Raw genomic sequence first — 20,165 nt, 5'->3', positions numbered from 1 at the left:
TGTCTGGAGGGTTTTGTACTACGGCGACCTGTTGCCGAACCCATACTATGCCAAATCGTCTTACGTGTGGATGAAGATGCGACGCGGGCTGGAGTATGTGCGGATTTGGGGTTTCGGCCCGCCGTATCTGCTGCCGTTGTTCGCCGCCGGGGGCGTGTACCTGACAGTGGCACGGCGCTGGCGCGCGTCGCTTGCGTATCTGGCGGTTTTGTCCGCGGGGTACGTGTTGTATGTCGCGCGCGTCGGCGGCGATTTCATGCCGGGATTCCGGTTGGTCGTGCCGGTCATCCCGCCGCTTGCGATCTTCCTGTCGCTGGTGCTGCGGGAAATGTGGTCGTCACCCGTGACACACGAGCGATGGCTCATCGCGTGTGGGGCCGTGGTGCTGTGCGCGCTGCAGTTGGTCATCCCGATCCACTACATGCGTCCTGCCCCGCCGGACGGTTTGCAGCCGCCCATCGCACAAGTCATCGGGGAGTACATTTCCAGTCATTGGCCGAAGGGATGCCTCATCGCGCTGAACACCGCCGGCGCGACCCCGTACTTTGCGCCGGACAATCGCTATATCGACATGCTCGGGATCAACGATCGCCACATTGCCCGGCAGCCGTCGCATTATTCTCGTCCTGCGGAAGTGCTTCCCGGTCACGAAAAAGGCGACGGCGCATACGTCCTGTCGCGCCAACCGGACTACATCATATGCGGATTCGCACAGGGATCGCCGGTGTCTTCGCCGGTGTTTCGGACCGACGCCGAATTGAAGGTCAACCACGCGTTTCGCGCAGCATATCAGATGCGTCAGGTTGAAATCGACGTGTCACGATATCCCGGGATGGACAGATCGCGCGCGGCGCACGACGGGACCCTGACCTTCACATTCTATGAACGTCATGACACATCTTCGGTCAAGGACAGCGCCCGATGAGCCCAGACTCGTTCTCTCATCAGGGTCTTGCCTTCAACGCGCGATTCGCCGATAATCCGAACATGATGGGCACGCACATCGCACGCTGTCTGCTGGTCGGCGCTCTGTTAGTCATCGGGGCCGCATGTCAATCCTCCGACCGGGCGCGAGAGTCCGCGCCGTCGACACAGGCGCAAACCCCGCTCGATGAGTCCAGCCAGGGTCGCTCCGAATCGGACACCACCCGAAAAACGGTGTTCACCGAGGGCTACGGTGATCTCGTCTGGGGCAGTTCGAGTGAAGCGGTCCGTGAGCGCTTTAAGGATGAGTATCTCAGTGTCGGCCGCAACCGGCTCGGCGAGCCGCTTGTGCAGTACTTCGACACGCTGATGGGATTGTCCTGCGAGGTGTCATTCTCATTCAACAAGAACAGACTGTACGCCGTGCATCTGGACTTCAACATCGAGGGCATGGACAGCACCACCATCATGAAGGCGTTCGATCACTGCAACGCCATGGCGAGCGGCGAGTATGGCGACCCCGCCTGGATCCGCGAGACGAGCGATACACTGGGTCCCGGCGTGCAATGGTTCAGTCCGGAGACAGAAGTCCTGCTTGGATATCTCCGTCATCCGAATTACAAGCCGCACATGAGCATTCGCTATCGCTGCCCGGATCTGTCGTATCCTGAAAACATGCCGCCGATGCTCTGATCAGTCCGGACCCGGACGTCGCAGGGTCTTCTCCATGATAATTTTGTGCTCGCCGCGCTCGTCAATCTCCGTCGCGATCACATCGAATCCGCACCGGATGTTCAACACGAGCATGCCGCGCCACTGATTCTGGGTGCGCGTCCGAATCCGCTCATACCCCTGCCGGACGCACCAATCGTGCTGGCGCCGCAGGAGGTCTGAGGCGATGCCGCGCCGTCGATAGCCGGAGAGGACACCGCCCATCCAACTGTAGTAGGTCTTCGCGTCCAGTGCGTACCCGATCTTGTATCCCACGGCATCGTCGCGGTCACAGGCGATCAGGCCGTGGATTCCAGACCGCCCGCGCAGCGTCTCGACAAACTCGTGTTCGCGTCCGTCGGCGAAGATGGCCCGGTGCAGGAACCGCAACTGCTCGACCGTGCCGTCATCGGGGACACCCGTGAAGGCGGCGACCCTGATCTTGAGCGTTGACAGTTCGTCGGAATCGGGCATATTGGGATGTCGGTCGTTCTTCGGACACCGGGTGTCAGAGAGTTGAATCGCCCCGTCCGTTCATCCAGAAGGCGAATGTAACACGGTCCTGCCCCACCGGGAGAATCGAATGTATCGTGCTCTCAGAGCGTTCGGCGGCGTCAGCATCGTGGCCGCACTTTGCCTGGCGGTTCACGCGCCCGATGAACACGCCAAAGCCGCCCTGCACGATCCACGTCTTCCGACCTGGCGGATCATCGACGGGCAGCGCGAGGAATTGACGCTGCAGCGGGACCGTCTCGCGGTCGTGTTTCGCGAGGGCGTTCAGACCGCCCGACAGGAGCAAGCCAAAGCCGCCGGCGGATTGGACATCAAGGAATCGGTTTCCACGGGGGTACGAAGCTGGCAATTGCTTGATGTGTCTCAGGGCGGCGGCGAGGCGACCGAGTTGAATCACAGTCTGACCGTGCTCGCATCGGAACCGGATATCGCCTTCGTGTCCCCCGTCTTCCAGTGGGGCGCCACACCGAAGCATTGGCTGATCATCACGCCGGACCTTCTGGTGCGGATCGCGAAGGACCACCGTCAGGACGCCATGGGCCTTCTTCAGGCGCTGGCGCCTGATTGGCAAATCGTGGAATCGGATTTGGCCGAATTGGATGGCGCGTACCGTCTCCGCGGCCTGTCCAAAAGCGGCTTCGACGTCCTTCAGCAAGCCAACAACCTGGCGCTCGATCCCCGAATCGAATGGGCCGAACCAAACTACCAGTTCTCCGTCGATTTGTCGGATGCCGAAGACGATCTGATCCCCAATGACCCGGAGTGGGGCAACTTGTGGGGTATGTTCAACTACGGGCAGTTCGGCGGCACGCCCGATGTCGACCTGGATTGCGAGCAGGCATGGGGCATTACGACCGGTTCGCCGGGCGTCATCGTCGCGGTGTTCGATGCCGGTGTGCAGCTTGACCATCCCGATTTGAACACGATTCCCGGATACAATTTTGCCTCCGACAACGATGATTTCCTCGACGGCAGTCCGGTCAACTCGTGCGATCACCACGGCACTTCGGTGGCGGGATGCATTGCGGCCGTCATCAACAATTCGCTGGGCGTGGTCGGCGTTTCGCCGGCCTCTCCGGTGGTGCCGATTCGGATATTCATCACCGATGTTCCCTGTTCCAATTTCGGCACCGCCGAGGCGGTGTGGATTCTCAACGGATTGACATTCGCCGAGGCGATGGGCGTCCGGGTCACCAATCACAGCTACACCGGCCCAAACTCCCTGGCGCTGGAGGCCAAGTATCGACAGACCCACGAGGATGGCATGGTCCATATCGCGGCGGCAGGCAATTCCGCGCTTCCCTATGTGGGGTATCCCGCCAACGACCCGTATGTCCTGGCGGTCTCCGCGATCACACCATCAGGTAACCTCGCCAGCTTCAGCAACTACGGCAACTCGATCGATATCTGCGCGCCGGGGACCAGCATTCGCACGACTGACCGCACCGGCTCGGTGGGGTATTCCGGAACGGATTACACATGGTTTGGCGGCACCTCGGCGGCATCACCGTATGCGGCCGGCGTGGCGGCCCTGATTTTCTCTGAAAATCCGGCGCTGACTGCCGATGAGGCTCATGAAATCCTGATGTGTTCGGCGCTCGACTTGGGGCCCGCCGGTTGGGATGAATCGTTCGGCCACGGTCTGGTCAACGGATTCGAAGGGGTGATCGCGGCGCGTGGCGACGATCTCGACGCCGATGGCGTCAGCAATCCCTGCGATAACTGTCCTTCCGTATCCAACCCAGCGCAGACCGACTCCGACGGCGACACCCGTGGCGACGCCTGCGACAATTGTCCCGACGACGCGAATGTCTCGCAGACTGACGGGGATGCCGACGGAATCGGCGACGTCTGCGACAACTGCCCCACGGTTTACAACCCCGGCCAGGAAGACCTCAACGGCAACAGCGTCGGCGACGCCTGCGACTGTGTCTGCGACTGCCATGGCGACCCTGCGCAGTGTGAGGGCACCATCAACGTATTCGACGTCGTCGCCGCCGTCGATGTCGCCTTCCGCAGCCAGCCCGCATCGCCTGACCCCAATCCCCTGTGTCCCCGGGAAATGACCGATGTGACCTGCGACGGCGTGACCAACGTGTTCGACGTCATCGGCATCATCGATGTGGCCTTCCGATCGGCGACGCCGGAAGCGGCCTACTGCGACCCCTGCTCGTAACGCCCGCGACCGATTGTCCTGCCGATGTTTGTCATTGTGCAACCGTCCCGGTCGCGATAGAATCAGTCCGTGACGGCCGGAGGTTGCCTGGGTGATTGAACTGTATTCCTGCCCGCATTGCGGCAAGACCTGTAACATTGATCTGCACGCCGAACTGGAAGCGGGGGAAACCGATCTGTTGCGCTCCATCGACGGGCGTCAAAACTTAAAACTCGACCTTCCCAAACGGCTGTTGGTGGAGTGCACGCACTGCCACCGCCAAATCGTCATTCGGCCCTGAGCGTCCCCATGTCCCTTGAAACCGTCAGTACCGTTTCCAGCGGCCACACCAAACCGGCGTCGGTGCCCACGCAGGACGATCTGTACTGGCTTGAGGCGATGCGTCAGATCCGTACCGGCGTCATGCGCTCCGCCGAAGTCGCCGCATTGGGAGTGCTCGCGTGGTCTGTTCTCGGATGGCTGGCAGTCGTCTTGGGATTGATCTTCGGCCCCCTGGCCTTGTCCGGCGCGACCGCTGCCCGCGTCATCATGTGGTTGTCGCCGATGATCTGGTGGGCATTATCCGGCCTCTGGGCGTTGCGTGTGCTGCTGGTGCGACGGTACCGATACTTCGCCAACTCGCCGGACTCGTCGCGCCGCGCCATCGAACGGATCACGCGCCGCAAGATCGAGGACCTGTACTGGGCGATCGGGTTGTGGGCGGCGGGCGTGATCTCGCTGTTGTGCGCCATCTGCCTGGCGCTGCTGCGTCCGCTGTGAGTGTGTGACGGTTGTTCCGGGACCTTGATCCGATGTCACTTCGATGCTGACCCGTCTGCGCATCCGCAACTTCGCCATCGTCGATGATCTGGAGTTCGACGCCGCGCCGGGGCTGACGGTATTCACCGGCGAAACGGGCGCTGGCAAGACAGTCATTGTCGAGGCGATCCGTTTTCTGCTGGGCGGACGTGTCGTGTCGGAGATGGTGCGCACCGGTGCGCGGGAAGCGATGGTCGAAGCGGAATTCGATGCCATCGATTCCGCCGTCGCCGCGACGCTGTCGCTGCCGACCGGATCGTTGTGGCTGCGCCGCGAACTGGCGCAGTCGGGAACGACACGCGCGTTTGTCGGCGAGCGGCAGCTCAGGCAGACGGAGTTGCGCGCACTGGGCGAATCCTTGGCCGATTTGTGCGGCCAGCATCAGCAGCAGCTATTGCTCGATTCCGACCGTCATGCCGAGCTGCTTGATCGCTTCGGGGGCTGCGTCGAACTGTCCTCGTCGGTCGCCGACGTCCATGCCGAATTGTCCGACGCACGACGGCGTCTGACGGAGGCGACCGCCGCATGGGAATCTGAGTGCAGCCGCGAGGAGCTCCGCCGTTTCCAGATCGATGAGATCAGGGCCGCCGCCATCGTCGCCGACGAAGAGGAACGGCTTGTCTCTGAGCGTTCGATCTTACGCCATGGCCATCGCCTGATCGAGGGCGCCGAACGTGCGCTCTCGGCGTTGAGTGAGACCGATGGCTCGGTGTCGGACATCATCGCGCGGCTGGTGCGCGATGCCGGACGGCTGGCCGAGCTCGATGAGCGCTGGAGCAAGATCGCCGAACAATTGAACGCTGCACAGGAGGCCGTCGCCGATTCCACGCGTTCGCTTGCGGACTATCGGCAATCGCTGGAGTTCGACCCCGGACAGTTGGACCGGATCGAATCGCGCCTGGCGCTGTTGCATCGTCTGAAGTCCAAATACGGCGCCACCGGCGCAGCCATTCTCGCGCGCCTGGACGAATTGCAAACCGAGGAACAATCAGCGGGTGATCTGGAAGTGCGTGTCAGGAAACTGAGCGACGCAGTCGGACAATTGCAGGGGCAGCTCACCGCTTTGGCATCCGCGTTGAGCGCACAGCGGCGTCACGCGGCGCCGACACTGGAGAAGAAGGTCGATGCCCTGCTGTCGACATTGGGCATGTCGGGGGCGCGCATCCAGGTCGAGATGGCCCCAACAGTTATTGACGGGACTGATGCGATCGGACCGAATGGCGCCGAGCGCATCCGGTTTCTCTTCGAGGCGAACCCCGCCGAGGGATTCAAGCCCTTGGACAAGATCGCCTCCGGCGGCGAGTTGTCGCGTCTGTTGCTCGCTTTCAAGACGATCACCGGGGGCCCGCACGACAATCGGCTGTACGTCTTTGACGAAATCGACTCTGGAATCGGCGGCGAAACGGCGCACAAAGTGGCATCGCGCATTGCGGATCTCTCGAAGCATGCCCAGGTCTTTTTGGTCAGCCACCTGCAACAGATGGCCGCGCCCGCCGATTCGCACGTGCAAATTTCAAAGCAAACCGTGCGGGGTCGCTCCAAAGTCCGCCTGCGTCTTCTACGTGGAGAAGAGCGAATCGGCGAGTTGGCGCGCATGGTGGCCGGTGATCGGATCACCGAAAGGACGCTCGAGTACGCGGCTGAGCTGACGGACGGCCGCAAGCGCCGCCGTTGAACCACCGGGCGATTCGCGGGCATTCCGAGCAATCGGAAGTTGAATTGACTGTGAGCACCGGGCGTCCTCGCCGGTGTCCGCAGTCCGCCCGCTCTCCACAGTGAATTGCGCCCGGCACTTCCATTCTGAGAGCGGTTCGCGCAAAACCAGCAGGGCCGCCCCGCGCAGCAGGACGGCCCAAAGACCCTCGGTCGCCGGCAATTTGGCGACCTCACGTGCACCGATCCCGAGAACGTCTCATCGCAACAGGATCATCTTGCGTACTTCGCTGAACTGCCGGCTCTGCACACGGTAGAAGTACATTCCCGATCCGAGCGGTGCGCCGTTGTCGGCGATGCCGTCCCAGCCGACTGAGTGCACTCCGGCGGCCTGCAGCCCGTCCATGAGCCGCGCGACATGTCGCCCGAGCACGTCGTACACGTCGAGTGTCACATCCTGCGGCGTACCCAGTTCGAACGTGATCACGGTCTCGGCGTTAAACGGGTTGGGATAGTTGACGAGATTGGCGACAGCGGGCAGCTCCGCCGCGGCCGGGCTGATGGTCTTGACCGATGTATAGAAGCGAACACAATCCAGGCCCGACTGCATGTATCCGCCGTACATCATGTCCAGTTGGACCATCCGGCGCTCGGTGTCGACAATCGGCTCCATCGCGGCGACAAACTCGCCGCGCGGGAAATACAGGACCACGTCTTCGAGTCCATCGGGCATCGACCGTCGGCAGGCGCATGGACCTCCTTCGGGAACGTCGGCGGCCATAATGTCCCTGAATTCATACCGCAAGGGTGAAACGCCTTCCAGATTCGCGGTCGTGGGATCATAGGCGGCGGCCTGCAACGTCGGCGTTCCCGCAACGGCCACCGCAATCAAATCCGGCGCAACCGCGCGCCCGGGTCGCACGGTGTAGACTTCATACACGGGCGACATGAAAACGGAGTTCGGGCACCAGCCCGGCATGACATCAATCCGCATCGTGATGGCGCCGGAGTTGCCGCGCGGGCCGTCGTCGATGCCGAACTGCGCTTGAACCGGTGACAGATACAGACAGACGACCAAGGCAGTGCAAAGCATGGTGCGCTTGAACATAGACCCTCCTGCCACAAAGTGGGGTGTTGACCGCCGATCGTCCGGTCTTGTGAGGGCGGACGAACGGCGGATCGTTGTCTTGGTCTCGCGCGTCGGACCTTGTGCCGATACGCGTTGATTATACTGACTCAAAAGAAGCTCATCGTCAAGCCAACTCGATCAATGCTCAACCTCCACCACGCAGAAGCGCGCCTGACTCGACATTCAGACGAGAGTGAGAGCAGCACGGTTGCGGCGTTTTGCGCTGTTGCCGTCCGGTGCTTCGAGTAACGCTTTAAGTTATCGCGGCCGACCTTTTGTCGGTCAGTGGATAAGGGCATTACCACCGGTGGTCTTCAATTTGTCTTTGAATCTGTCGGCGTCCCCGCTCCGGGGGTGATCGGCCCTTGCCGGGTAGGGTGGAGGCAGTCGATGATCGAACAGACCACGGCAGGCAACGGCGTGATGTTGCGGGGGCAGCTTCAGTTGGGGCGAGCCGAACTTGTCAAAACCGCCGAAGAGTCGAAGCGGACACGATGCGGCGAGCTGATGGCTCTCATCAATCAACGCATCAAGCCGCCCATTCTGTTAAGAAGCGAGGACGTTCATATCCGAAGTCTGCGGCTGATCTCCGATGAGGTCAACGATCACGGCGGCCGCTTCCCGGTCGAAGAATATGGACCCCTCTGTGCGCTGTTGATCGATACGCCGGTGCTCATCGGACACGACCGCACGCGGCTTCCGGTCGCCCGCAATTTCGATGCGCGCCCGGCCGTACAGGGTCGATCGTGGATCGAAGTTTCATTCTATTGGCTTCGCAGTCCGCACGGTGACCGCCTGGCGGCCGACATCGACAGCGGCATCGTCAAGGAGGGGTCGATCGGCTTTGAATTTCGTTTGCCGCGCTGCTCGGTTTGCGGGCAGGACATCCGCACGTGCGATCACATTCCCGGACACGAGTACGCCGACGCGACCGGGCAATCGCAATCCGCTCATTACGAATACCGCCAGATCACCCGCGTGCTGGAAACGTCACTGGTCTATCGGGGCGCCACGCCGGGAACTCACTTTGCCGCACCGGTCTTCTGCAAATCCGATTCGCCGCGTGCGCCGCAGTGTGGAACGCATGCCGTCGTTCTGGATCGGTCGAGCACCGGCGACGGCAAGTTTGACTATCTGCTGGCATTGCGCGATAACGCCGATCCCGCCGTGTGCGATGAACTGACAATCCATTCATGCGAATTGTTTTCCGTCGGTGAGCGTCTGACCGAGCAGAAGGGATCATGGCGGCGGGCTGACCATTTCGAATCGGCCGACGCCGCTCAAGGCGAACAAACCATAGGCATCGCCGCCGGATTGATGTGGGCGATGTACACGACCGTGGGCCGTCGCGAGGTGACGGGGCGATGGCCCATGCGTCGTGCTGCATGTCGATCCGGCAGCAAACGCAACGAGCCGGGCCGGCTCATCACACGCCTCTATCAGACATGATCACGCGAACAGTGGTCCGGCCGGGGAGCCGTGTCGCCGGTAGCCACGGCGGCGGACCGATTCCGCAGCCGGTGATGCGGGTCATCATGACGATCGTGGTGATGCTCGCCGGAGCGCTGACGGCCTATTACACCACCGTCTACGGCATTCGCCTGACCGTCAGCGAAAAGGCCGACCGCGTTTCGGTCGCCGATCTGGATCGGCGCCTGGTCGCCATCGAGACGGTTCTGCGCACCGACGTGGCGAGCCGCGACGATTTGTTCCGGCTGGAAACGTCGATGGATCGGCGGCTGACCCGCATTGAGGTCCTGCTGGAAGGGAAATCGAGCAACCCCTGATGAACTCAAAAAAGTTGGAGGAAGCGTGAGTGCCTCGGTCAATCGTCGTGCGGCTCCGCAATCACCCGGGCGGCCTGATGCCGGGCACAACTGGAACACGATCAAATCGCTGTTGTGCGAGCGCATCCGACGCCGATTTCGCGCGCTGCAGAAGCTCTCAGACGACGATGACGCTCTGGCGGCGCTGGACGAACGCCTGACGCAAATCGGCGATGACGCGGATCAACTTTGGGGCCTGGACGAACAACTCGAACAGCAGCTCGAGCGCGCCTTCGCCCCGCGCGCACGACGCGTGGCATTGTCGGATTCCCATGCAAACAAGGATTGAGGGTGGGTCGATACGATCTCACACCAGCCGTCTCCACGGGAAAGAGAGAGAGAGTGATGAATCGGGCACAATCCAGGAGGAGTGAATGACGGTACGCGATCACAATCTGGAATCGATCGGCGAAGTCTTCGCCACATTCAAAGTCGCGCAAGACACGGGCGCCGACACGCTGGCCGATGCCGACATCGGCAACGCGGTGACGCTCACCGACGATCACGAGGTCGGTCCGGGCGGCGACGGCGACATACTGTTGGGCAAACTGATCGATCTGACGCTGGAAGACGGCGACGACGGCGATCGTCTGGCCACGGTGCAGATCGCCGGGGTTTGCACGTTGCCGATCACGACGACCTACCCCGAAGTCGGCAACCGTGTCGTGTGCGGCGCATCGGGCACGATTAAACAGGCACCCGCGCTCGGCGGCAACGATCCGGCGGGCGGCAACATCGCGCGCGGCACAGTTCTTGCCGTCAACGGTACCACCGAGTGCACGATCCTGTTGAATTGAGCGCTCCTGCCGAAGTCAAAAACCTCGCGTAGGTCAGGAGCACCGCGTCCGCACGTGGTGATTCACTCAGAAACTATGTCGTCGGCGCGAGGCTCCTGACGCACGCCGCTGAGCGAAACAACGAACAGAGGAGAGAGGAATGGATTTGGACAAAATGCTGATGGACGCACCGCGCAGCATGCTGCAGAAAGCGTCCGAGGAACCGCGCATCGACGGTACGGTCGATCTGCGGCGGGCGCGTCAGCTTGATGTTTCGCGCGACACCTACCTGGAGGCGGAAGCGCGGGGATTGACGGTTTCGGAGCTTCTGGAAACCGACGATTACGATCCTTCGCCGGTCCATTCGCCGCTGGATGCGTTCGAGCGCCAGTTGGCCGCGCGCGGTGTGCGCGTCGGCGGATCGCGGCCGATCACCGTCGAACTGTTCTTGCGGGCGGCGCCGGCGCTGCTGCCGGAATTCATGATGCGGGAAATCCGGCGCGGCATGGAGATGCGACCGGAATTGGCCGGGTTGGTCGGTTCGAGCTCGACCATCAGTTCGAACCGCTACACGCCGTTCGACATCAACTCCGACACCGACGACGCGCAATGGTCGCTGCGGCCCGTCGGTGACGGCGCCAATGTCCCCGCGGTGGTCGTGACCGAACGGCTTCACTCAATCGACGTGCAGGATTACGGGCTGGCGCTGAAGGCCTCATACAAAGCGCTGCGCCATCGCACGACCGCGCAGTTCAAAGTGCTGTTGTGGTACATCGGCTACCGCATGCAGGTCGACAAGCTGGGATTGTTGGTCGACGTGCTCATCAACGGCGACGGCAACGACAACGCCGCGACGGTGATCAACACAGCCGCCTCGGGAACGCTCGCGTACGCCGACCTGGTCTCGTTCTGGTCGGAGCTGCACCCGTTTGAAATGAACACGCTCATCGTCTCCAAGGCGAAGGTCAACAGCATCCTCACCATGGCCGAGTTCAAGGACCCGTTGGCCGGATTCAAGTTTCAAGGCACCGGTGAGCTGGTCAGCCCGCTGGGCGCCACGCTGGTTCGCTCCGATGAAGTCGCGACCGACCTGGTCATCGGCATGGACAAACGATTCGCCGCCGAGGAAGTCATCACGCAGCCGCTGACCGTCGAATACGACAAGATCATCGACCAACGCTTCGAAGAGGCGGTCATCTCCGAGTCGGTCGCCTATGCGAAGATGGTCCCAGGAGCAGTCAAAGTCCTCGACTCGGTCTGGACATAAGATCACACGACCATGATCCACAAATCACTGGGCGCATCGACCGCCACGGTTCCGACCGGTCTGGCGACGCAGCATCGGCTGTTTCGCCTGGCATCCGGCCCGTATGCCGGACGGATGCCGGCGCTGTATGCCCGCACGCCGTCGATCCTGTCGGTCTCGTACGCGAACGCGCCCTATGTCAACTGGAGCGATCCGCTGGATGTCGTGACCGAGTCAGCAGATGCATCGTTCAGCGGCGTGATGGATGACGATGGCAATCTCTACCTGGCGTACACGCAGGAGATCACCGGCGCGCTGCGCTCCCTCAAGCTGGTCCACAGCAACGGCAGTTGGATTCCCCAGACGGCGTCGACCGTCTACGACTCGGCGTCGTCGTCGAACGGCGATCCGTCGATTCTCAAGGACGCATACGATCGTCTCTGGGTGGTCTGGACGCGCAATGACGCGGGCACCGTCACCGTGCGAACAAAATCGTCGGTCGACGACGGCGCAACATTCGGGTCCGGATCGACCGACGCCGGGACGGACGTGTCAGGAAGCGTGAGCTCGGGGTATGGTTTGCTCATCGCCCGTGCGGCTTTCATTCACTGTCTGTATTCGGTGGACGGGACATCGCTGCGACATCGGCCACGTCACCTGGATGCGGCGCTCTGGAGCTCGGAAGAAACTCTCTACACCGGTGCCGGCGCGGGATCGGATTTCCATGCGGCGGTCGCAGCCGATGCGCGGCTCGGTGTCTGCTTCGCCGCCGATGGTGAGCTGTTTCTCAAGGAATATGATGGCGCGGCATGGGGCGCACTGCAAACAGTGAGCACGACGCCCGTTTCCGCACCGTTGCTGCGATACATCCGGACCGTGCCGCACATGCTCTACCTGAGATCGATCGGCACAGGGCAGAATCAATTGGTCGAGACTCATCGCGACGGCACCGTCTTCACGACGCCGGTCAACGCGCTGTCACAATTGTCCGTGTTTGCCACAGTGCTGTGCCACGACGCCGATGCACCGACGCCGTTCGTCGATCTGACGGCCGCCGCCGCCGATGCCGGCGGCGCCGATATTCTGCATCCGAGCTCATCGGCGCTGATGGCGGACATCGGCGACAGTGTCTATCTCGGCGGCGAGGATCGTTTCACCGTCGTTCACGCAATCCTGGCGACCACCGGCTCCGGCGGCGCAGTCGAGTGGTCGTATTGGAATGGGCAGGAGTGGATCACTTTTGCGCCCGATTCGGGCCTCTACCATTTCAACCAAGCCGACCGTACAGTCCGTCTGTTCGCCGACGGGACCGCCGCGCCAGGCGATTGGCAGCGCGCATCGGTCAACGGCATCAACCGCTACTGGGTCCGCGCCGTTGTCTCGGGATCATTCACCACGCCGCCGGTCGGATCGCAGCTCACAGCGCTCGTCGACACGTCGGGCGTGCGCACGTTATCATGAAACCGGGCCGTCAACCTTTCAATCTTCTACGAGACTGACCATGGCATTTACGTCGCCGGAGCTTGTGCGCCGGCACCTGACACAACTGCGCGTCGGCGAAGCGGCGATCAGCGACTTCGCCGTCACGCTCGACGGTATCGAGGCGATTGGGCTCGCCCACGGGGGACTGGTGTCCGGATCCGTGATCGTCAAGGCGCTCAGACCGCCGTCGCTGATCCGTGAGACTGTAACCCTCGCCTCCGACTGGGTGAATCTGTCACATCAGCGTCTGATTCCCGATGCGGTCGTTGTGGCAGCGGATAGTTCACTCGGCACCGTTTACAGCGAAAACACCGATTTCATCGTCGATTACGACGACGGGCGGATCAAACGTCTCGCCGCCGGGTCGATCGTTTCGCCGCAGACGGTGACAGTCTGGTACGAATATTATCATCAATACGTCGAGGGCGATGACTACGCCATCAGTCTCACAACAGGCGAGCTGTCGCGCCGCAGCACCGGCGCAATCGCCGACGGGCAGCGTGTGCTGGTTGATTATCTCGTGGCCTTGGGAACGGTCTCCGATGAAGTGATTGATACCGCCATCAGTGATGTCGGCGACGCTGTGCTGGCCATGATCGATCCGCAATACCGCGATGTGCCGACACCGGGCATCGTCATCGGTGAGACCCATTGGGCGGTGGCCGCAGTCTGCCGGATGCGCGCGGTCGCCACACTGGCCGATGCCGGATTGCTCTCCAGCCAGTCTCGCGCCGTTTCGCAGACATGGATGGAGATCGCCGCGCAATACGAAGAGAGCGGTCGGGTCCGGCTGTCGCGCTTTGCCGCGCCGGTTTCGGGGCTGCAAAGTGGGAGGCGGACGTGAATCGCTCCAACAGCGCCCCTCACCCCGGCCCTCTCTCCCTCGGCTTCGCTCGGGACCCCTGGCTACAGCGAGAGGGAGCATGGAGAAACTCGTTTGAGGGTTGGATGAGTTGGGCCCAAGTGGCAAGCTGAACAATCAACGGCGTGTGATCGATGGTCTCGGTCACGCGTCATCATCCGCCAACCTCCTCCCAACACCGCCTGCGGGTCCGCCCCTTGTGAGTTGGACATGTTGGTCACTGGGGGCGGACCACCCGCCTCTGAGTGACGGAGGATGTGTCTGGTTGGAGGAGCACTGTCTATGAACACGACACTGGCACAATTGACGGGCCGGCGCGCGTGGTTTGTCCCGACGGTATCGGTGAACGGCGATTTGGTCGCCGAGACGATTGCGGCCGTTGCGACGGAGACGCACGACGATGGCACGCGGGTTGTATTCTCTCAATTCGACATCGGCGGCCAGGCGCAGACAATTGCGTTTGCGACACTGACCGATCATCGCGGCAACCCGCTTCCGACGACCATCGAGCAGCCGGTCGTGATCCCGATCGCCCGCGGCGCTGCCGGCGTCGCCGTGGTCGGCATCCCGACCGATACCAGCGTGCGCCTGGCCATGACCGACGCCGCGGAGAACGCACTGGTGGACCTGTGGATCGTCGAAGCGCGACACTAAAACCGCCCCCAGCACTCAAGAGAGTACCTTCGGCCCTCCCTCAAGAGAGTACCTCCGGCGATCTGCTGCGTGTGCAGCAATTGCTCGATCGCTGCTGGGATGAACTCGACGGTACGGAACTGAATGTCAAGCTGACCGATCTCGTGCGTCTGATGGAATTGAAATCGCGACTGTCGCCGGCGGCCGATGCCGAACGAACATTCTGGGGCATGATCGACCGGATGCGCCATGAAGAGCTGGCCGAGTACGGCGACAACGCAGCCCTTAAGACCGACAAGGATCGCTTGTCCGACGGATTCGACTCACCCGCCGCAGGCGGGGACCATCCGCCTGATGAAGACCTTCGGCAAGAGAGGACCTTCGGCCATCGGCATCGGTTTGAATTTGCCGAAGGTCCTCTCTTGAGGGCCGAAGGTCCTCTCTTGAGGGCTGAGGAGAAACATGAAACTGTTGCCGCTCCCGATAGTGATCCTTCGGAAATCTCTACGGATAAACTTGACCGCCGTTAATTTGGCGGATAGTCGCCCCGCCTTCAGGCGGGGTCTGCGGGTCGCCGCAGGTCCTCTCTTGAGACTTGCCCGCCGTTATTTTGGCGGGATGGTCACTTCGGCGATGATGGTGTTCGCAATACCAACTGCATTGCATGCCGAGATATTCGGCAACAACGGCACGCCCGGAGCCAGCGGCGCGTCGATTCAGAACGCGATTGTCGGCGACAACTACACGATCGGCGCGTCCGGCGGGACGGCTGACTCGATCACCGTCTATCTGTCCGACGGCGGCGGCACGGCGGGTAACAAGCTCAAATGCGCGATTTACCTGGCGGCCGACACGTCGTTGGTCGGCGTGACGGTCGAACAAGACCCCGGCGTCAACGGCGCGGGCTGGTCGTCGCTGGCAATCGACGGCGACGTGTGTTTGGAAGCGGGCACACAATACTTCCTGGTCGCCTGGGCCAGCTTCAGTACGCAGATAAAAGCGGAGTTCGATGTCGGGTTTACGTACTGGCGGCGCACGTCATACACGTACACGGGCACATATCCCGATCCGGGCGGTCTCGTCACGGCCACCGGTCTGGCGGACGCCAATATCTACTGCACGTACACCGTGGATGCGTGCGGGGCGGAATGTCAGGTGATCATCGAGCCCGACTCATGCCGCATCATCATCGTCAATCCGGAGGAAATTCCGTGACAAACAGAGTCAAACGCGTCGCGTTGCTGGCGTGCCTTGCAAGTGCGATTGTCTTCTCCGCCCGCCTGTCGGTCGATGGGCCATTGACCGTCGTCACGACGGCGCGGGCCGACACGCCCGCCTGCACGCTGGCGTGCGCCTGGCTGGATTCGCTGATCCGCGCGGCGGTCGAATCGACACTCATCGCGTACGGGATCGCCCTGTCGTCCGACACGTTGTACGCCGACGTTGTGCGCTATGAGCATGAGACGGATGTCGATTCGGCGGTCCGGGCGCAGGTCGATGCGGCCTTGTCATCCTACGGCGTCTCCACGCTGACGACGGCCGACAACATCGGCATCAACTGGGACGACGTCGCCAATCAGGGAGCATCGGTCAATCTATCGGGCACACAACTTGGTCTGGTCAACCTGCTGGGCACGAATGCGATCACCGCGGCCGCGATCGAGGGTTCGGCCGCGCGCGAGCTGGCCGATACGCTGCTGAATCGGGACACCGCAGGTACGGTCTTCGACAACGGCTGGAGTTTCGGCCGCACGGTCCAGGCGGCGCGGGAGTATGCGCAGCAAGTGCGTGACACGGTCAACGATCACGCTCCCCACGACGACAATTTCGGGGCCGCAGCAGGCAGCGATTGTTCGGGCGGCGGCGCGTACCCCTGCACCGTTTACGTGCTCAAGGCCGTTCTCGATGACACAGTTGCATTGCAGGGCGTTTTGCTGCGCGTCTACAACTCCGATGAAACTGCCACCGCCGCAACGGGTGTGTCGGATGCCAACGGCCGCGTGATCTTTGCGCTCGATGCCGACACGTTCCATGTCTACGGTTATCAGGGCGGCCTGATCTTTGCGCCGCAGCCGGAGATTGTCGTCGTCACACCCGCCGGTGTGACCGACACCGCCTGGGCCACCGCGTTCGACCCCGGTTCACCGGCGGAACCCGATCTTTGTCGTGTCTACGGCTGGGTGTCTGATCTGACTGCCGGGACTGTCGAGGGGGCGTCTGTGTTGGCTCGAATCGTAGCGTCACCGCTGCGACACGCAAACTTGATAGTCTCTCCATATCAGGTTTCGTCAACTTCCGATTCGACCGGATACTGGGCGCTGGATGTATTCCCGAGCGAAACGCTCGACCCAGCCGACACGAAATACGAATTTGAAATCCGTCTCGGCTCCGGCGCCATCCTGCGCCGCACTGTCGCAGTCCCCGATTCGGCGACGTGGTTTTTTACGTGGTGAGAGTCGCCGCCCTTTTTGGAGACCATTGTATGTCTTGTGGTTGTGCCGAGTGGCCATCGAGGATGCGACGAGCAATCATCCGTCTGTCCGCATTATTGCCGGAGGACCGTCTGGCCCCTTTCAGGACAATTACTTAGAGGGTCTAACAGAATGACTGGCCACCATCCATTCGGTCAGATGCAGGCTCGGCGGAAGCCTCGCCCTCCCGCGCGATCAGGGGGGAGGGCGAAGCTTCTGCTGAGCCTAACTTAGTCGCAATGCCTCATTCTGTTAGATGCTCTTAGGATTTTTCGAGAAAACCACAAGAATTCTCTTGAAACCTCGAATAATATACGTATAAAGTTCAACAGATTCTCCCAAGAGGGCCATGTGCCCCTTTGGCCCCGGATTCCTCGTGGATCCGGGTTTTTTTCTGCTATACTCGCGAGCATGAACCGGGTGGTTTTCCTCATTGACGGCTTCAACCTATACCATGCGATTAACGAGAATGCGGTTTGGCGCAGATTCAAGTGGCTTGATCTGAACCAGCTTGCGAGACGGTTCCTGTTGCCGCGAGATATCTCCGTTGGTGTCCATTACTTCACATCGCTCGTTACCTGGAATCAGAAAAAGCTGTCTCGACATCGGACATACATCAGGGCGCTCGAGACGCGCGGCGTACATGTCGTGTATGGGGAGTTCAAACGGCGGGATCGCACGTGTCGCTTGTGCCATCAACGCTATCAGACGTTTGAGGAAAAGCAGACCGATGTCAACATCGCAATACACTTGTTCCGACTTTCGGTTGAGGATGCGTATGACACCGCAGTACTGGTCTCGGGCGACAGCGATCTGATACCGTCGATTCGCGCTGTCCGTCAGGTATTTCCCTCCAAGCAGATTCGTGTCGTGATACCGGTGGGCCGAGCCGCTGAAGCAATGAAAAGGGAGGCGGACTTTTGCCAGCGAATGAAGGAGAAACATCTCCGCACGAGTCTGCTGCCTTGGGAGATTCGCCTGGACGGCGGCAGAACGATCTCCTGCCCACGCGAGTGGAGGGAATGACTTCTTCGTCTTTGAAACGCACGTCCGAGGATCAAGGTTACCTGTCGAGGCACCGCCGCCGTATATTCCCGCCCCTTGGGGAATCCCTATGCGCCTGCCCGTGGTCTGCATCATCGGTCGGCCGAATGTCGGCAAATCGACCCTCTTTAACCGCATCCTGAGACGGCGGGTGGCGGTGGTCTCGCCGGTTTCGGGAGTGACGCGCGACCGCCACTATGCGGTGGCCGAATGGGACGACCGGCATTTCGCGTTGGTCGATACCGGCGGCCTCGTCTTGCATTCGGACGATCCCCCGGCTTCGCTTGGGACAGAGGAGATGCAGCGGCACATCACCGCGCAATCGAAACTGGCCATCGAGGAGTCCGATGCGGTTGTGTTTGTCGTCGACGGCATCGCCGGACCGCAGCCCGAGGATCGTCAGATTGCGCGGTTCCTCCTGAAGTCCGGAAAGCCCGCTGTTTTTGTCGTCAACAAGATCGACAAACGCGCTCAGGAAGGCGACATCTACGAATTCACCAAGCTTGGGCCGTTTGATCCGCTCGGAATCTCCGCGCTCGGCGGACAGAGTATTCCCGATCTGCTTGAACGAATCGGTGCGGCGGTGGCGCCGTTGTCCGATGGCGAAGGGGAAGAAGAGGGTGAACGTCCGATTCACGTCGCGCTGGTCGGACGACCGAATGTCGGCAAATCATCATTGGCGAATGTGCTGCTGGGCAGCGGACGGATGATCGTCTCGCCCGAGCCGGGGACCACCCGTGATTCGATCGATACGACACTCACCTACGAGGGTCAGCCGTTCGTGTTGATCGACACCGCGGGGCTCCGCAAACGCGCGCGCGTCAAAGATCAGCTCGAGTTCTTCACCGCGCTGCGCAGCATCCGTGCGGTGCATCGGTCCGATATCGTCTGTGTCCTGCTGGATGCGTCGGAGCCGCTCTCACTCCAGGATTTCAAAATCGCAGAAACCGCCATCGAAGCGGGCAAGGGGCTGTTTTTCGCGGTCAACAAGTGGGACCTCGTGGAGAAGGACACCGACACCGCCGGCGCCTATGCGAAGGATCTGCGCAGCCGCATCCGCACCATCAGTTGGGCGCCGATCGTGTTCATCTCGGCGCTGACCGGGCAGCGCGCCGCGCGGGTTCTGACCATGGCGCGCACGATTGCCGGAACACTGCAGACACGGATCGCCACATCGGAGTTGAATGACAGCGTCCTGGCCGATGCCGCCTCCAAGCCGCCGCCGGCGATCAAGGGACGCTACATCAAAATCAACTACGTGACCCAGCTCCCGGACCCGCCGCCGACCTTCATCCTGTTCTGCAATCACCCCGATTTGATCGCGGCGCCGTATATTCGCTACCTGACACGCCGCTTGCGCGAACGCTACGGATTCGAGGGTGTGCCGATTCGTCTGGTCTTCCGTAAGAAGAATTGACCGTTTATGGTGAGCGCAGCCGAACCGTTTATGGTGAGCGGAGCCGAACCGTTTATGGTGAGCGGAGCCCAACCGTTTATGGTGAGCGCAGCCGAACCATTGATGGTGAGCGCAGCCGAACCATTTATGGTGAGCGCAGCCGAACCGTTGATGGTGAGCGGAGCCGAACCATGACGAAGTTTGTCGGCGAACGCATCACGGTGACGACGCAGGGGGAAATCCCCGCCCCGGTGACATTTCGCTGGAACAAGTCCGTATTCACCGTCGCCGAAATCATCGTCAGTTGGTTCGATTGGGGCTTTCCCGCCGGCGCCATGCAGCGCGACTGGAAGACACGACGGCACCGTCGGTATTACCGCGTGCGCACCGATTCCGGCGACATCTTCGAAATCTATTTTGACCGCAAAACGCCCAGCGGCACCGGCGAGTGGTATTTGTATCAAAAACTGGATGGTGACGAAAGCAGTGCCGCGTAGGGGCGGAGTTTCCCCGTCCGAACCCTTG

Annotated in this window: 22 protein-coding genes; 20 read left to right on the top strand and 2 right to left on the bottom strand. The window is 61.5% G+C overall.

Annotated features, from left to right (window positions below; all coding sequences use genetic code 11):
• Together VGB22_06680 and VGB22_06675 are read left to right on the top strand one after the other, a co-directional pair.
• A partial coding sequence (locus VGB22_06680) for a hypothetical protein (GenBank protein ID HEX9750949.1) occupies positions 1-925 on the top strand: 925 nt, incomplete at its 5' end.
• Complete coding sequence (locus VGB22_06675) at positions 922-1,617, top strand: hypothetical protein (protein ID HEX9750948.1); 696 nt, start codon at positions 922-924, stop codon at positions 1,615-1,617. The genes VGB22_06680 and VGB22_06675, both read left to right, overlap by 4 nt.
• Here VGB22_06675 and VGB22_06670 read toward each other — a convergent pair whose 3' ends face one another.
• Positions 1,618-2,109, bottom strand: a complete 492-nt coding sequence (locus VGB22_06670; GenBank protein HEX9750947.1) for a GNAT family N-acetyltransferase — start codon at positions 2,107-2,109, stop codon at positions 1,618-1,620.
• A gap of 109 nt (positions 2,110-2,218) precedes the next feature.
• Here VGB22_06670 and VGB22_06665 point away from each other — a divergent pair, with 109 nt between their 5' ends.
• From VGB22_06665 to recN, 4 genes are all read left to right on the top strand, one after another.
• Entirely contained in the window at positions 2,219-4,324 is a 2,106-nt protein-coding gene (locus VGB22_06665; GenBank protein ID HEX9750946.1) for a S8 family serine peptidase, read from the top strand.
• Positions 4,325-4,415: 91 nt separating this feature from the next.
• A complete protein-coding gene (locus VGB22_06660) occupies positions 4,416-4,604 on the top strand; it encodes a hypothetical protein (GenBank protein ID HEX9750945.1) in 189 nt (62 codons plus the stop codon).
• A gap of 8 nt (positions 4,605-4,612) precedes the next feature.
• On the top strand, positions 4,613-5,083 hold the full coding sequence (locus tag VGB22_06655) for a hypothetical protein (protein HEX9750944.1): 471 nt from the start codon (positions 4,613-4,615) through the stop codon (positions 5,081-5,083).
• Positions 5,084-5,126: 43 nt separating this feature from the next.
• Positions 5,127-6,797 carry a DNA repair protein RecN gene (gene recN, locus VGB22_06650; protein HEX9750943.1) on the top strand — a complete coding sequence of 557 codons (1,671 nt, stop codon included), beginning with the start codon at positions 5,127-5,129 and terminating at the stop codon, positions 6,795-6,797.
• Between the two features lie 237 nt (positions 6,798-7,034).
• On the opposite strand, the gene VGB22_06645 is transcribed toward recN, so the two are convergent.
• Positions 7,035-7,883: a T9SS type A sorting domain-containing protein gene (locus VGB22_06645; protein HEX9750942.1), complete on the bottom strand. Its 849-nt coding sequence runs from the start codon at positions 7,881-7,883 to the stop codon at positions 7,035-7,037.
• Positions 7,884-8,294: 411 nt separating this feature from the next.
• On the opposite strand from VGB22_06645, the gene VGB22_06640 reads away from it, so the two are divergent.
• From VGB22_06640 to VGB22_06575, 14 genes are all read left to right on the top strand, one after another.
• Positions 8,295-9,353 carry a hypothetical protein gene (locus tag VGB22_06640; protein HEX9750941.1) on the top strand — a complete coding sequence of 353 codons (1,059 nt, stop codon included), beginning with the start codon at positions 8,295-8,297 and terminating at the stop codon, positions 9,351-9,353.
• A complete protein-coding gene (locus tag VGB22_06635; GenBank protein ID HEX9750940.1) occupies positions 9,350-9,691 on the top strand; it encodes a hypothetical protein in 342 nt (113 codons plus the stop codon). Before VGB22_06640 ends, VGB22_06635 begins: the two co-directional genes overlap by 4 nt.
• A gap of 25 nt (positions 9,692-9,716) precedes the next feature.
• A complete protein-coding gene (locus VGB22_06630) occupies positions 9,717-10,019 on the top strand; it encodes a hypothetical protein (protein ID HEX9750939.1) in 303 nt (100 codons plus the stop codon).
• 85 nt (positions 10,020-10,104) lie between these two features.
• The gene (locus VGB22_06625; GenBank protein ID HEX9750938.1) at positions 10,105-10,527 is read left to right on the top strand and encodes a hypothetical protein; all 423 of its coding nucleotides are present in this window, start codon (positions 10,105-10,107) and stop codon (positions 10,525-10,527) included.
• A 139-nt stretch (positions 10,528-10,666) separates the two neighbouring features.
• Positions 10,667-11,773 carry a hypothetical protein gene (locus tag VGB22_06620; GenBank protein ID HEX9750937.1) on the top strand — a complete coding sequence of 369 codons (1,107 nt, stop codon included), beginning with the start codon at positions 10,667-10,669 and terminating at the stop codon, positions 11,771-11,773.
• A gap of 12 nt (positions 11,774-11,785) precedes the next feature.
• A complete protein-coding gene (locus VGB22_06615) occupies positions 11,786-13,213 on the top strand; it encodes a hypothetical protein (protein HEX9750936.1) in 1,428 nt (475 codons plus the stop codon).
• A 40-nt stretch (positions 13,214-13,253) separates the two neighbouring features.
• Positions 13,254-14,078 carry a hypothetical protein gene (locus VGB22_06610; protein HEX9750935.1) on the top strand — a complete coding sequence of 275 codons (825 nt, stop codon included), beginning with the start codon at positions 13,254-13,256 and terminating at the stop codon, positions 14,076-14,078.
• Between the two features lie 300 nt (positions 14,079-14,378).
• Positions 14,379-14,750: a hypothetical protein gene (locus VGB22_06605; GenBank protein HEX9750934.1), complete on the top strand. Its 372-nt coding sequence runs from the start codon at positions 14,379-14,381 to the stop codon at positions 14,748-14,750.
• Between the two features lie 71 nt (positions 14,751-14,821).
• Positions 14,822-15,259, top strand: a complete 438-nt coding sequence (locus VGB22_06600; protein ID HEX9750933.1) for a hypothetical protein — start codon at positions 14,822-14,824, stop codon at positions 15,257-15,259.
• Positions 15,260-15,362: 103 nt separating this feature from the next.
• Positions 15,363-15,944, top strand: coding sequence for a hypothetical protein (locus VGB22_06595; GenBank protein HEX9750932.1), 582 nt, complete (start codon positions 15,363-15,365; stop codon positions 15,942-15,944).
• Positions 15,941-17,182, top strand: coding sequence for a hypothetical protein (locus tag VGB22_06590; GenBank protein HEX9750931.1), 1,242 nt, complete (start codon positions 15,941-15,943; stop codon positions 17,180-17,182). The genes VGB22_06595 and VGB22_06590 overlap by 4 nt, the downstream gene beginning before the upstream one ends.
• A 438-nt stretch (positions 17,183-17,620) precedes the next feature.
• On the top strand, positions 17,621-18,226 hold the full coding sequence (locus tag VGB22_06585; protein ID HEX9750930.1) for an NYN domain-containing protein: 606 nt from the start codon (positions 17,621-17,623) through the stop codon (positions 18,224-18,226).
• A gap of 88 nt (positions 18,227-18,314) precedes the next feature.
• Positions 18,315-19,661 (top strand): ribosome biogenesis GTPase Der, encoded by a 1,347-nt coding sequence (gene der, locus VGB22_06580; GenBank protein ID HEX9750929.1) that lies wholly within the window; start codon positions 18,315-18,317, stop codon positions 19,659-19,661.
• 170 nt (positions 19,662-19,831) lie between these two features.
• Positions 19,832-20,137, top strand: coding sequence for a DUF6504 family protein (locus VGB22_06575; protein HEX9750928.1), 306 nt, complete (start codon positions 19,832-19,834; stop codon positions 20,135-20,137).
• Positions 20,138-20,165: the final 28 nt, after the last annotated feature.

It is taken from the genome of Candidatus Zixiibacteriota bacterium (assembly GCA_036397555.1).
Classification (GTDB): domain Bacteria; phylum Zixibacteria; class MSB-5A5; order WJJR01; family WJJR01; genus DATKYL01.
Note: the sequence above shows the minus strand (reverse complement) of the source record. Positions and strands in the feature narration are given on the sequence as shown.